Genomic DNA, 14,093 nt, shown 5'->3' with positions numbered 1-14,093 from the left:
CGGATGCTCCGAAGGCGCTTTCCTCTATTTCTCCCCCTGCAACAGTCCTGCCAGCTGGGTCAGCAGATCCGAGCCGCCGCTGAGACTGATACTGCCCACATTGCTGCAGATCCGCTCGATGCTCTCCAGCTCCTTGAGCTTATACAGGGTGCGGTTCTCGTCCATGAGCTTGGCTGTATTCAGCAGGGAACGGGTGGAAGCAACCTCCTCCCGGCGGGTAATGACGCTGGCCTGGGCACGCTTCTGCGCCACCAGCACCGTGTTCATGATGTCCCGGATCTCCCCGGGCAGGATGATGTCCTTCACGCCTCCGTCGGTGATCTCCACAAACAGCTTCTCCGCCTTTTCCCGGAGCCGCCCGGTCACATAGTCGGACAGTTCCTCCTTGCTTTCCAGGATCTCGTCCAGCGGGTGCATGCCCACATAATCCCGGAGCGCCAGCTGGGCTGCCACATGCAGTTGTTCCTTGAAATCGTTGATCTCCAGGGCGATCCGCACATAGTCTGTGATCCGGTAGCTATACACATAGCTGATCCGCAGACTCACCTTGTCCTGGGTCAGCAGCTCCTGGCCGGTGACGGTCATGGAAGTCAGCCGGGTATCCACGAAATCCGCCTGCACCTGCACGCTGCACCGCCAGTAGTAATAGGTGCCCGGCTCCAGCACGCCCACCAGCTTCCGGTCAAAGTACAGCCGTGCCCGGTCGTAGGGGGATACCTCCACCTTCACATAATATACGGAAGGCAGCCGGGAAAAGATATACCGGGGCACATCCGGTGCCACCTCCGGGGTAGCAATGCTCACCAACTGGAAGGTATGGCTGTGCTGGATGCTCCAGAAGGCATGCTGCCCCTTGGACAGGGCTTCCGCAAAGATCCCGTCCACAAAATGCAGCGCCAGCTGCTGGTCTGCTACCTGGACGGAAGCAGTCTGCTTGGCAATCTCCGGGCATGCCAACAAGGTCTCCAGGGTGCAACTGCCGGAGGTCAGAGGCTGGTTCAGCTCCAGCACCTCCACCCGGGTATCCCCGAACAGGCGATATTTTCCCGGTTCCAGCAGCCGCATGAATCTGCCGTGCTTGATGAGCAAGCCTCTCTGATTGTCCTGAATGATCATGGTTTTCATATGTATTCCTCCTATGGAACAGCGGCAGTGCCGCCGGATGGTCGTGGTATGATCCGGACATGTTCGGCGTGCGGCCGACAGCTTCAGTATGGCTTTGCCCGGGCGGCAGGATCTGCGGCACGGGGTGGGCGCATACGGTATCCGCCGCCGGGCAGGGCAGCCGGCATGGTACCTGTCTGCTCCCGCCAGAGGCGCAGGGGTACATGGATCATACGCTTTTTTCTTGTGGTGCACACCGCCGGTGGGCGGCATGCGGCTGGTTCCGTATGAACGGTACGGAATGTGTGCTAGAGTTCATGCTCTATACATTCATCTCATCGGCTCCGGCATACACTGTGGGCATTGCCCCGTGCACCGCCCTGCTTTTTGGGGAAGCAGCGGCTCTGGACTTCCGATGTATGTATCATACCACAGGGTGCAATGAAAAACACGGAAAAAAAGCTGCGAACATTCCGGAACCGCATTTTAAAAATATTTCCTTGACGTATTTCCCCATTGGTGCTATACTACTATGTAGTTTTAATCGGAATTGAGGAGTTATATGGAATCCAAACGCAACTATCAGCTGGATGTGCTGAAATTCTTTTTTACCCTGTGTATTTTCCTGTACCACGCCAGACTGCTGGCGCCTGCCGGCGGTCTTGCCCGGCAGATCTCCGACAAGTGGGGCTGGTTCGGGGTGCATTTCTTCTTCATCGTCTCCGGCATGCTGATGGCGAACAGCTTCATGCGCCACCGGACGGAGCAGACCCAGGAGCCGGGAAAAGCCGCCGTCCGCTTTGTGGTACACAAATTCCGCAGCATCGCCGGGATCTACTTCATTTCCTTTTCCTTCAACTTTGTAATCCGGTTTTGCATTGAGCTGCACGCCCACCAGGATGTATCCGCCCTGACCACGCTGTGGAAGCTGATCCTGGGCAGCGTACCGGAGCTGTTTCTGGTACAGATGTCCGGGGTGCGGCAGATCGGCGTCAACAGCGTGACCTGGTACATCTCCGCCATGCTGCTGGTGATGCTGCCTCTGTACTACTTCCTCTGCAAAAAGCCGGACTTTTTCCTGCATGTATTCAGCCCCACGGCGGCGCTGATGCTGTACGGCTTTTTCACCCAGATGGACAATGGCTACTTCGATCAGAACGACTGTATCGGTCCCTTCAGCGGCGGCGTGCTTCGTGCCCTCTGCGGCATTTGCGCCGGGGCTGCCACCTGGGCATTGGCACAGTGGATCCGGGAGCATCTCTCTGACCAGCAGTACAGCACCAAGCTGACTCTCATCGAGGTGCTGTTCAGCGTCTATCTGCTCCTGGTGTGGATCTTCCCCAGCTTCAGTGCGCATCTCATGTACGGCGCCCTGCTCCCCATCCCCCTGCTGGTGGCAGTGGTGTTCAGCGGCAAGAGCCGGATCTCCGCCCTGTTCCAGATGCCCTGGCTCCGGCACATCAACCGGCTGTCCATGCTGATTTACTTCAATCACTACGCTGCCCGGCAGTTAATCACGAGATTTGACCTGTGGCTGGATCGCCCCTATTTGCAGCGCTATCTGCTGATGGCAATGCTCACTGCTGGGTTCTGCCTGCTGTGTGCCACCCTGGAATGGCTCATCCACCGATGCTTCTCCCAGAAAGCATCCAAACCCGTATAACGCAAAAACAGCACCATGTACGAATACATGGTGCTGTTTTGTTTCTCAGAAAACGCTCAAAGAGCATCCACCAGATGCGCCAGATACCGGGCAATCAGGGTAATGTCACTGGAATCCACAATGCTGTCCCCGTTCACATCCGCACAGGGTAGCTGTTCCTCTGTCATGGCGGGGGTCAGCTCCGTATCCTCTGCCACATAGCGGCAAAGCCGTACTACATCCGCAATGGTGACTTCTCCATCGCTGTTCACGTCTCCCCGCAGGATGGAAGGCGTGTCGCTGACACTGTATACCACCTCCACCCTGGTGTACTTGACGGTAATGATATCCTCCTTCTCTTCTTCCTTTGCAGCGGAGGAATCCCACCACTTTTGCAGTTCTACCTTACCGTCGGCAATCACCGCCTCCACCGTTTCCTTGTCGGCATTCTCCAGTGTACCGTCAAATTCCACCTTTGCCTTGCTGCCGGTACCCAGACTCAACTGATAACCCTTGGAGGTCCAGAACTTGTTGCCTGCGGCATCCTTTGCGTTGATGCACACTGCACAGCCTGCATACGCCCAGGAGGAGCCTGCACTGGAGGTCACATCCGCAGTCAGACGGATCTCCTTGAGATGCTCCGGATCCGTAATGGGGATCTCCACATAGCCGTTTGCGTTCAGCATGCTCTCCGGATCCTCAAAACACTCCACCCGTTCGGTCACCTTGCTGGGGTCATAGATCTCCAGACCGTCAAAGTCGGAGGCGTCATCCGTGATCACGATCATGGCTGCGGAGTATGCAGGCAGTGTTACCTGAACCGTATTATCCGACACATCCGTTACAATATCCAGCAGCCGGATGTCGGCGCTGTCTCCGGATACTGCATACACAGCCGCCGCTTCATACTGCTTGTCGGAATGATTCAGGGCAATGGAGGCAGTCTCCTGTCTGGACATGTCCTTATTGGTGAGCATGGCGGTCACAACGCTCTGATCCGTACCGTTGACAGCCGCATAGGCGCTTGCAAGAGAAACATCCGCCGTCTTTGTGGGCATCAGCGTATCTCCGAATTTGCCGCCCTTGCCGTCATAATTGGTGTAAAGATTGATGCCGGAGAACATGTATTCATTGCCGCCCCAGAGAGACGCAAAGTATACGTTAGCATCCGCATAGCAGCCCAGGGCTTCTGCCTGGGCGATGGTGGCGCTCACATCCTCGCCCCCGTAGTTGTACTCGGAAATGGCAAGCTTGGTACCCGGGTAGTAGGTGTCAATGGACTTCTGCACCGTAGGCAGAATGGGTACATTCGCCTGGCACCACTTGCCGATCCAGCTATTTTCCGCAAAGCCAGCCTCGTACAGAGTCCGGACGGACTGGACACGATCCTCCGCCCCGACTCTTGCGGATTCGGAATAGTAGTGAATATCCAGCACATCCAGCAGACGGGTACCGGCTGCATCGGATGCCTGCTTCATCTGATCCAGGTAGCAGTCCAGATACCAGTGATAGCCTTTCTCTGCCTGGATGGTTTCCCATTCGGTGGAGCTGTCGCCATCCGCCAGGTGATCGTAGGCGGTGTAGCCATACAGGGCAGGACCGAAGATCTCCGCATCGGGATCCAGTGCCTTCACCGCCTTTGCCATTTCCACGGATTTTTCGTGCAGCTCCGCAATGGTCACCGGATTCGGATGCAGCCGGCTGTGACTGGTATGCCACAAAGCAGGCTCATTGTCCAGGCTGTAGCCCTGGATGCCGGAAGCGCTTTGAGAATTTCCCAGCTTTTCGATGATGTAATGCACATACTCATCCATATATACGTTTCCGTCCGTCAGATCCGGCGTATCCGCAAAGGCACTGCCCTTGGTCAGCACAACCTGATTCCACCGGTCGGAGGGAGCAGTCTCCGCTTCGGATACGGAACCGTTCTTGTCCGCTGCCACATAGCCTGCCAGCTGCAAAGTCGCCAGCTTATAGCCAATGCCGTTGGCCGCCGCCTCCCTGGACAGGGTCTGCACACAGTCCGCCGGATCACTGGAATCGGACAAATAATTGTCCGAACAGTGCTGCCAGTCCGCCCCGGCATTGGATGCGTTGGTCTCCCAGTTGTAGCCGGTAAACCGGTTGCCGCCCTGCCGGATGGCGTTGACCGTGAATTTGTTGTAGTTTTCCTGGTTTCCGCTTTGGTTGATGCCGTAGATATAGGGGCTGATCGCCTTGCCTTCGCCGCCAAGGTCAATTGCCACCTGCATCTGATAGCTGGTGTCTGCGCCGCCGGCACCCGGCAGAGCCGCAGACAGGGCAGCAATGGTAAACAGCAGGGCTGCCCCAAAGGATTTGTACCTGTTCATGATAAATTCCCCCTTAAAGTCAGCATGTGCGTACAGGTTGCCCCTGTACAATCCATCTAATTCTCGCATGCTGCTGTATATTATATTGGTATTATAGCACAATACCCGTCCATTTGCAAGGCGTTTGCCCTCTTTTCCCGGCGCACACATGCTGTACAGATTTTATAGGGATTGACAAGACAGGAATTGTCTGATATAATCAGATTGTATTTAAGGAAACGTGCAACAGGGAGGATATGCCCATGAAATCCATGGCTCTTATAGCAGCAAGCGTATTGCTGCTGGGCTGCACCGGATGCAGTCTGTCTTCGGGTGCTTCCCAGGCATCCGGACAGGCAGAATCCATACACTCCCAGGTCAATCCTCCACCGGAGGATTCATCCATCACTCTGGTAAACCGCATGACCAAGGCGGAACGGGAACGCACCGCCCTCACCGTCTTTATCGCCGAGGAATGGGATCATGCCGCCCAGTTCCTGCTGGAGCGCTCCCTGCGGCTGCTTAGGATTTACGATGAAGAACTGGGAATGGAGTTTACAGCCAGAATCATCCTGCCGCCCGGATATGATCCCAGAAAAAAATACCCGGTGATGCTGGATACGGACGGCATCTGGCGAACGGGACTGGTGCCCCAGGCGCCCTTGCAGGAGCATGCACCGACGATCCTCCGGGACGACGGCTCAAACGGGGTCTACTACCATATGGATGACCTGTGGCAATTGACCAGTGCCCTGTCCCTCCGGGAGCTGATGGATGGAACAAACTATGAGCCGGTGATCCTGGTGAGTCTGGGATTTTCCAGGTATCCGGTGGAATGGCAGACGGAACGTGCCAAAATGCAGACCATCCTGGAGAAACGGGAAGCCCTGCTGCATTTCATTACCGACAATCTGATGCCCCGGCTGGGACAGGAATTCCCCCTGTGCTACGAACGCTCCACCCTATGCGGTTACGGCACCGGCGCATTGTTCAGTCACTACGCCCTGTTCCAGGCGGATCAGTACGAAAACCAGCCCTTCGGGGGCTATCTGATCGCAGACCCTACCTTCCAGGTCTATTCCCAGCTAAAGCATGATCCGGCACCGGATGCCTGGAAAAGCGACTTCGGCTGCGCTCAATCCCATATGGACAAATTCGTAATGCTCCGGTACAGTACCCGAATGCCGGAGGATCTTGCTTCCAGTCAGAATGCGGATTCCGATCCCGACCCTATACAGCAGTTGACCCAGCGGCTCGTGGAACTGTCCGCTCCCGGCTCGTTTGAACCCATAGAGGGGCATTACGGCAGCGATGTGTCCGGCGTTCTGCTGGAATTTCTGAAAGAATATTACGCTATATAAACGAAAGCGCACGCAGAACGCATGCGCTTTTTTGTTCAGGTGGCGAGGAGCAGCTTTTCAGACAAAAGAAAAGCGCACCGCAGATGCAGCTACGGTACGCCTGAAACAGGGGTGGAAACATGCGGTAATAGGGAGGATGAATCCATCACAGAGGAATAACAAGGGTTATTCCCCAAAAAATCCACCATGCAACGTGAACCAAACGCTGCCTGCATGTCTCACAAGCTTATTGTATCATATTTTCTTGAATAGTCAATGCACAATTATGCTATGATTCGTGCACATTCTTGCTGCCTTTTTGTTTCGGTATTGCATCCGTTAATCTCCGCAGTGGAAAGGGCTTTGCCGCTTCTGCATCAGCTGTGCCATTCGTTTCAGCATGCAATCCTTGTAGTATATTGCTTATGCCTTTTTAAAGAGCGTAATATCCGACAGGGTGATGTTATAATAATCCGTCCCTCCCAGATTAAATACAATTGCCGCATCCTCCACAGGCTCGGTAATGGTGAAGGTCTTGGCTGCATGCTGCTTGGTGCCGGTGGCATCGATGCTGCCGGAAACGCAGCTTTGCTCCGGATCATCCAGCTGCTGCACCCCATAGGTTACGGTCACATCCACAGTGGAGGTATAGTCAAACGCCAGCTCATAGGTGCCCGGCGTCAGGGTCAGTCCCCCCACATATGCCTGAATATCCTCCGGCTTCGTGCCGCCGCCCACCATATTGATCCAGAAGGACTTGTCGTAGCCCACATAATGGGCGGCATTGGCGCCGGCTTCTGTGTTGATCTTCACATCGTAGATACCGTCCGATGCAGCATCCAGCCCGATCTTGCTCCACTCCCTGCCGATGGCGGTGCAGATCTGATCCGCCAGCACATAGGCGCTCAGCTCATGGGTCAGGGCGGAGGGGTGCCAGTCGGAGCCAAGCCCGTTGGCAGGCTTCTGGGTAGCGGACTGGTAGCTGCGCACCTGGCTGTCCCCGGTTTCCGCCGTGTAATCCGTGATAGCCTGCTGGATCAGAGGATACAAATCCTCGCCCCCCATGGTGCCCATGGTGCAGATGATGACTGCTGCCGGGTTCTTCTCCCGCACCTGCTTGAGAAATGCAGTGTAGGCTGCGGTAAATTCATCCTTGCGCCCATCAAAATCCTGGCTCAGATAGGAGGAATCATTGGTACCCAGGTTGATGACCACCACATCGTTGGTATGGCTGTCGAAATCCCATGCTTCTGCATAATCCGGCAGCTTGCCCACCAGGTCATAGCAATCCGGCACCAGGGACTCCGTATTCCGCTCCCCGGTGGTGTAGCCGGAAACCACCCCGTATCCGCTGTAGGATACGGCGCTGTAGTCTGCGTCCAGCAGCTGGGCAGTGAGATACGCATAGGATTTCATGAAATTCTCCGTATCCGTCCGGAAGGCTTCATACTGATCCTTGCCCTCCACCCCGTAAGCACAGGTGATGGAATCCCCGATAAACTCGATGGACAGGGGTTTTTTCGCCGTAGGAGCGCAGGGGTATGCCAAAGAATCCGGAGCGGCGACATGGAGATTCCTTACACCGATGGCACCGTTGTTCGCCTCCGACAGGTGGATCACCTTCACCGTTGCGTGGCGAACCGTATCACCGGAAAACAGCTGGAGCTTTGTTTCCGTTTCACTCATCAGGCTATCGCAAAGCAGTTCTCCATCCACATATACCGCATACCGGGGACGGTATTTCTCATCTCCTGCTGCGCAGCCGTCCCCTGCCAGCGTCAGCTCCGCCGATGTACCGGTCACGGTAAATTCCGCAGCGGCACCGCTCTGCACCAGCCAGGTGGTGTCCCCCTTCCGCAGGGTCCTGCCCACCAGCTTGGCGGTCTGCTCCGTAATGGCAACGTCCGTTTCCCGGATCTCGCCGGACTGGGATGCCTCCAGCACCTGTCGGCGCAGCCGCACCAGGTCAAAGCCATTGACTGCCCCGTCTTCGTTCAGATCCTGTCCCTGGGCAAGGGCATCCTTCTGAATCAATGCCTTTTGCAGAGTTCGCACATCGGCTGCATCCGATGCAAATCCGGTGATGCCTGCCAAAGGCAGCAGCAATGCGCCTGCCACTCCAAGCGCAGTCCATTTCTGTTTGCGGTTGTTCATGTTTTCATCCTCCCTGTTTTTTAGCAGCGTCTATACCATGTTATCTTAAGGCAACACCGCACAAAGATTGTGTGGTAGATGCTACGCAAAGCCGACAGGCGGGCTTTGTGCGGTATTGCCTTAATTATAGTATAGCAAATGCGTGTGTAACTGTCAACCAGCAATAGCCAAAAGGCTATACCAATTCTGGTACAGCCCCTATGCCCTGTTGTCTATGCATCCGCCCCGGAGACAAAAAGGAGGACGCTGCCGTTCGGCAGCGTCCTCACCAAATGGTAGATGCTATTTTTTCGGGGGCTTCGAGTGGCACATGCCGCTGTTGGGGCAGCAACCACAGTTGCAGCCGCAGGAGGATTTGCCTTTGCGTCGGTCACGGATCATTTTCCGCACCACCAATGCCACCAAAGCACACACGATCAGCAAAACCAGGATCGTTCCGATGTTTGCACTGAACCATTCCATAAAAGCCACTTCCTTTGGATATTTGCCTGTAAATTATACCCGAACCTTTGTACGCAGAGTATTGCTTTCCTTGTAGGGTCGAACCAGCATGTAGATCATGAAGGCTACCAGGGCGAATGCCGCGATGGTGCCCAGAATGTTTGCATTGCCGCTGAACAGCGCACCAAGCTGATATACCACCAGAGATACGGCATACGCAAAGCCGCACTCGTAGCCGACGGCGAACCAGAACCACTTAGCGTTGTTCATCTCACGCTTGATAGCACCCATTGCTGCGAAGCAAGGCGCACACAGCAGGTTGAAGATCAGGAAGGACATGCCTGCAACGCCGGTGAATGCAGCAGCCAGGTTTGCGTAAACCCCGTTGTCACCGCCGTACAGAATACCCATGGTTGCAACGATGTTTTCCTTTGCCACCAGACCGGTAACGGCTGCAACCGTTGCCTGCCAGTTGCCCCAGCCAAGAGGAGCGAACAGCCAGCAGATGCCCTTGCCGATGTATGCCAGGATACTGCAGGACATCTGATCCTCGGTCAGCATGCCAAAGGAACCGTCCACCCAACCGAAGAAGGAAGTGAACCAAACGAAGATGGTGGACAGGGTGATGATGGTGCCTGCCTTCTTGATAAAGGACCAGCCACGCTCCCACATGGAGCGGAGCACATTGCCCACGGTGGGCATATGGTAGGGAGGCAACTCCATAACGAAGGGAGCAGGATCCCCGGCGAACATCTTGGTTTTCTTCAGGATGATACCGGAAATAACGATGGCTGCCATGCCAAGGAAGTATGCGCCGGTGGCGATCCATGCAGAACCGCCGAAGATTGCGCCTGCCATCATGGCGATGAAGGGCTGCTTTGCGCCGCAGGGGATGAAGGTGGTGGTCATGATGGTCATACGACGGTCACGTTCATTCTCAATGGTTCTGGATGCCATGATGCCGGGAATGCCGCAGCCGGTACCGATCAGAATCGGGATGAAGGACTTACCGGACAATCCGAACTTCCGGAAAATACGATCCATGACGAAGGCGATACGAGCCATATAGCCGCAAGCCTCCAGGATTGCCAGCAGAATGAACAGAACCAGCATCTGGGGTACAAAGCCCAGTACTGCGCCCACACCGGCAACCAGACCATCCAGGATCAGTCCCTTCAGCCAGTCCGCACAATTGAGTGCATCCAGTCCCTGTTCGATGAGAACCGGAATACCCGGTACCCACACGCCATACTCAGCCGGATCCGGCTCGCCGCCTGCAAAGGCATCTGCAGCAGTAGTCAGATCCCCCATGGTAGCGGTTTTCGTGGTAACCTCCAGGGTTTCCTCATCCTCAACGTCGTAGGAGAAATCTGCACTGTACTGCTTCTCAAATTCCAGAATTGCATGCTTGGCTGCTTCCCCGTCAAAGGTGTCAGCCTCCGGATCTATGTAGCCCTCCAGTGCAGCAGTGTCTGCGCCCTGTTCACCCAGGTAAGCCACATAGCCGTCAATGATGGCATTGGTGTCGCCGTATTCCTCGGCAGCTTCCTCATAGGCACCGGAGCCGATGCCCAGCAGATGCCAGCCGTCACCGAACAGACCATCGTTTGCCCAGTCTGTTGCGGCACTGCCCACAGTGACCATGGAAATGTAGTAAACCAGGAACATAACCACAGCAAAGATGGGCAGACCCAGCCACCGGTTGGTAACCACCCGGTCAATCTTATCGGAGGTGGTCATGCCGCCCTTGTTTTTTTTCTTGTAGCAGTGCTTGATGACGTTGGCAATGTACACATACCGCTCATTGGTAATCATGCTCTCTGCGTCATCGTCCATTTCCTTTTCCGCTGCGGCAATATCCTGTTCGATATGCTCTATATCACTCTTGGAAATGGACAGTGCCTCCAGAACCTTTTCGTCACGCTCGAAGATCTTGATGGCGTACCAGCGCTGCTGTTCCTCTGGGATATTATGCAGCACCGCTTCTTCAATATGCGCAATGGCATGCTCCACACAGCCGCCGAACTGGTGCTGGGGGATCATGGGAGTACCCTGCTTTGCTGCCTGGATGGCAGCCTCAGCCGCTTCCTTGATGCCGGTACCCTTCAGTGCGGAGATCTCCACTACCTGGCAGCCCAGCTCCTTGGCAAGCTCCTCTGTATTGATCTTGTCCCCGTTCTTCCGGACTACGTCCATCATATTGATGGCTGCCACCACCGGGATGCCCAGCTCTACCAGCTGGGTGGTCAGATACAGGTTCCGCTCCAGGTTGGTGCCGTCGATGATGTTCAGAATCGCATCCGGCCGCTCCTGGATCAGATAATTCCGGGCAACCACTTCCTCCAGGGTGTAGGGGGACAGGGAGTAAATACCCGGCAGGTCTGTGATGGTCACATCGCTGTGGCCCTTCAGCTTACCCTCTTTCTTTTCAACCGTTACGCCGGGCCAGTTACCCACAAACTGGTTGGATCCGGTCAGCGCATTAAACAGGGTGGTTTTGCCTGCGTTCGGATTTCCCGCAAGCGCTATTTTGATTCCCATATCAGCAATCCTTTCTCCTCATTTTAGTTAGCTTCAACTAATTAGTTCCCGCTAACCAGTGTGCAAAACATTATTCCGTTTCGATCATTTCAGCGTCCGCTTTTCTCAGGGACAGCTCATAACCCCGAACTGTAATCTCGATCGGATCCCCCAGGGGTGCTACCTTCCGGATATAAACCTCCGTACCCTTGGTAATGCCCATATCCATGATCCGGCGCTTGACTGCACCCTCCCCGTTGAGCTTCTTGACCCGAACGGTCTGACCGATGCGTGCTTCCTTTAGTGTTGCCATCTTCTCTGCCTCCTTAAACCATGATCTTGCTTGCCATTTCCTTGGAAACAGCCACTCTGGATTCCTTTACGTTCACGATCACATTCCCGCCGATCTGGCTGATAACAGTCACGGCTGCGCCTGCCACGAACCCCAGATTCTCCAGGAACTTCCTTGTTTCTGCTTTGCCGCCGACTTTTTTGATCATGTTTTCCTCGCCGACAGCCGCAAATGTCAGAGGCATCATGCTCACTCCCTCTTTCGTTTATGTTAGCTTTTGCTAACTTCCTTAGTATCATCATAGCGCATTCCCCCTGGATTGTCAAGGGGATTTTCCCCTTCCGGCGTGGTTTTTCAGAAAAATTGGATGTTTATGCATCTTGCAGTTAGCATAAAGCAACCACAATGTGCAACCTGCACAAAAACAAATACCGCCCGGGTATGCCCCGAACGGTATCCTGTTCTATGCTTCTCCGTGATACGCCACCCGGATGATATCGTCAATGTCCGCCTCCTCCAGGCTGATATCCTTGATGGCTGCCTGCTGTCCGATCTCATCAATCAGCTTTGCCGCCGTAATCTCCCGCTTCAGAAACCGGTACACGGTGCGTGCACCCTCCTGCCGGACAATCTGCGCTCTGGGATGCTCCACATGCTGCTCCGTGTAAAAGTCAATGATGAGTTCCCGGTAAGGGGCAATCCGTTCCACCAGTTCATCCAGGGAGCCGTCCTCGATGATGACCCCGTGATTGATGATAATCAGCCGCTTGCACAGCTCCTGGATATCCCCCAGGTCATGGGTGGTGAGAATGACGGTGGTGCCCCGGGTCTGGTTGATCTGCCGGATAAACTTCCGGATGGCATGCTTTGCATCCACGTCCAGCCCGATGGTAGGCTCATCCAGGAACAGCACCCTGGGGGAATGGAGCATGGCTGCTGCCAGGTCTCCCCGCATCCGCTGTCCCAGGGACAACTGCCGCACCGGGGTGTCAATGATGCTGTCGATGTCCAGAATCTCGTTCATCATGTCCATGTTTTCCCGGAACGTCCGGTCATCCACGTCATAGACCCGGCGCAGCAGCTCAAAGCTCTCTCCCAGTCGCAGATCCCAGTACAATTGGGTACGTTGCCCGAATACCACTCCCAACTGCTGCACCACCCGCTTCCGGTCCTTCACCGGAGAAATGCCGTTGATGCGCACCTCCCCCGAGGTAGGAGTCAGAATCCCGGACATCATTTTCACGGTGGTGCTTTTGCCGGCTCCGTTGGGGCCGATATACCCGACGATCTCTCCCGGCTCAATGGAAAAGCTGATATCCTTTACCGCTGTTATGGTACGACGCTCCGGTTTAAACAATGCTTTCACCGAGCCCTTCAGTCCCTTTTCCTTTTTCACGGACTGGAACTGCTTGACCAGGTGCTCCACTTCGATCACTGCCATATGCAAACCTCCTTACGATCCGGCGCTTTCATATTGCTTGAATCCTGCCCGGAATACGGCGCATGCCACAGCGAACAGGGCGATACCCAGCGCCAGGGTCACAAACGCCATGCCATGGGGCAGGGTCAGCATGGATGCTTTGCCCATGAATGCGGACGCCGGATAAAAACAGATCCATCCCATGGGCAGAATAAAGGTGAATATGAACTGTACCGCCCGGGGATACATGGACAGGGGGTACATATTGGTGCGGTTGAACAGCTCCTGAAAAAAGCTGGATACATGGAAGGGGCTTTTTGTCCAGAAGGTCAGAGAGCCAAATCCCAGGTAAAATGCGCCTCGCAGCAGGGTGCCTCCCACCACGGCGCAGAGCATTGCCGCCGTATTGTGCAGCGTCCACTGAAACTGCACGGAAATGCATCCGTACACAAAGAGGATCACGCCAGGCACCAGGTCTGTCAGCCCCACAAAGTTCATTTCCCCGAACAGGAACTGGAACAGGGTGTTCATGGGCCGCAGCCGGAGCATATCCATTTCTCCCCGGAGGATCGTCCAGCCCATGTACCAGGTCTTGGTGAAGAAAATCACGGACAGGCCATGACTCAGCACGGACATGCCGTACAAAAACGCCAGCTCTTTGAAGTTCCAGTCCGCCAGGGCGTCGAACTCCATGACCACAAATTTGATGGTCGCAAAGCCCACCAGAAACTGCATGGGGTTGGAGATGAGCCAGCCCACAAATGCCAGGGGATACTCAAAGCAGGACTGGATGGAAAGCCGGATGGACATGGCTGCCACCGACCAGTAATGTTTTAAGGTTTTCATGCAT

Annotated in this window: 12 protein-coding genes; 2 read left to right on the top strand and 10 right to left on the bottom strand. The window is 55.1% G+C overall.

Annotation, left to right across the window (positions count from 1 at the left end; all coding sequences use genetic code 11):
* Positions 1-24: 24 nt before the first annotated feature.
* Both RUM_RS02865 and RUM_RS13160 read right to left on the bottom strand, forming a co-directional pair.
* On the bottom strand, positions 25-1,125 hold the full coding sequence (locus tag RUM_RS02865; protein WP_015557719.1) for a slipin family protein: 1,101 nt from the start codon (positions 1,123-1,125) through the stop codon (positions 25-27).
* An 83-nt stretch (positions 1,126-1,208) separates the two neighbouring features.
* Positions 1,209-1,337 (bottom strand): hypothetical protein, encoded by a 129-nt coding sequence (locus RUM_RS13160; protein ID WP_015557718.1) that lies wholly within the window; start codon positions 1,335-1,337, stop codon positions 1,209-1,211.
* Between the two features lie 329 nt (positions 1,338-1,666).
* Between RUM_RS13160 and RUM_RS02860 the strand changes: the two genes are divergently transcribed.
* Positions 1,667-2,767, top strand: coding sequence for an acyltransferase family protein (locus RUM_RS02860; RefSeq protein ID WP_015557716.1), 1,101 nt, complete (start codon positions 1,667-1,669; stop codon positions 2,765-2,767).
* Positions 2,768-2,823: 56 nt separating this feature from the next.
* On the opposite strand, the gene RUM_RS02855 is transcribed toward RUM_RS02860, so the two are convergent.
* Positions 2,824-5,097 carry a glycoside hydrolase family 44 protein gene (locus RUM_RS02855; protein ID WP_015557715.1) on the bottom strand — a complete coding sequence of 758 codons (2,274 nt, stop codon included), beginning with the start codon at positions 5,095-5,097 and terminating at the stop codon, positions 2,824-2,826.
* Between the two features lie 242 nt (positions 5,098-5,339).
* Here RUM_RS02855 and RUM_RS02850 point away from each other — a divergent pair, with 242 nt between their 5' ends.
* Positions 5,340-6,437, top strand: a complete 1,098-nt coding sequence (locus RUM_RS02850; RefSeq protein ID WP_015557714.1) for an alpha/beta hydrolase-fold protein — start codon at positions 5,340-5,342, stop codon at positions 6,435-6,437.
* Positions 6,438-6,839: 402 nt separating this feature from the next.
* On the opposite strand, the gene RUM_RS11920 is transcribed toward RUM_RS02850, so the two are convergent.
* From RUM_RS11920 to RUM_RS02815, 7 genes are all read right to left on the bottom strand, one after another.
* On the bottom strand, positions 6,840-8,570 hold the full coding sequence (locus tag RUM_RS11920) for a GDSL-type esterase/lipase family protein (RefSeq protein WP_015557713.1): 1,731 nt from the start codon (positions 8,568-8,570) through the stop codon (positions 6,840-6,842).
* A 282-nt stretch (positions 8,571-8,852) separates the two neighbouring features.
* Positions 8,853-9,032: a FeoB-associated Cys-rich membrane protein gene (locus RUM_RS02840; RefSeq protein WP_015557712.1), complete on the bottom strand. Its 180-nt coding sequence runs from the start codon at positions 9,030-9,032 to the stop codon at positions 8,853-8,855.
* A gap of 33 nt (positions 9,033-9,065) precedes the next feature.
* On the bottom strand, positions 9,066-11,552 hold the full coding sequence (gene feoB, locus RUM_RS02835) for a ferrous iron transporter B (protein ID WP_015557711.1): 2,487 nt from the start codon (positions 11,550-11,552) through the stop codon (positions 9,066-9,068).
* A gap of 70 nt (positions 11,553-11,622) precedes the next feature.
* Complete coding sequence (locus RUM_RS02830) at positions 11,623-11,844, bottom strand: FeoA family protein (protein WP_015557710.1); 222 nt, start codon at positions 11,842-11,844, stop codon at positions 11,623-11,625.
* 13 nt (positions 11,845-11,857) lie between these two features.
* On the bottom strand, positions 11,858-12,070 hold the full coding sequence (locus RUM_RS02825) for a FeoA family protein (protein ID WP_015557709.1): 213 nt from the start codon (positions 12,068-12,070) through the stop codon (positions 11,858-11,860).
* A 216-nt stretch (positions 12,071-12,286) separates the two neighbouring features.
* Entirely contained in the window at positions 12,287-13,264 is a 978-nt protein-coding gene (locus tag RUM_RS02820; RefSeq protein WP_015557708.1) for an ABC transporter ATP-binding protein, read from the bottom strand.
* Between the two features lie 12 nt (positions 13,265-13,276).
* Positions 13,277-14,089, bottom strand: a complete 813-nt coding sequence (locus tag RUM_RS02815) for an ABC transporter permease (protein WP_015557707.1) — start codon at positions 14,087-14,089, stop codon at positions 13,277-13,279.
* Between the last annotated feature and the right edge of the window lie 4 nt (positions 14,090-14,093).

It is taken from the genome of Ruminococcus champanellensis 18P13 = JCM 17042, assembly GCF_000210095.1.
GTDB lineage: Bacteria > Bacillota > Clostridia > Oscillospirales > Ruminococcaceae > Ruminococcus_F > Ruminococcus_F champanellensis.
The sequence above is the reverse complement of the archived record's forward strand: the minus strand, read 5'-3'. Positions and strand labels throughout refer to the sequence as shown.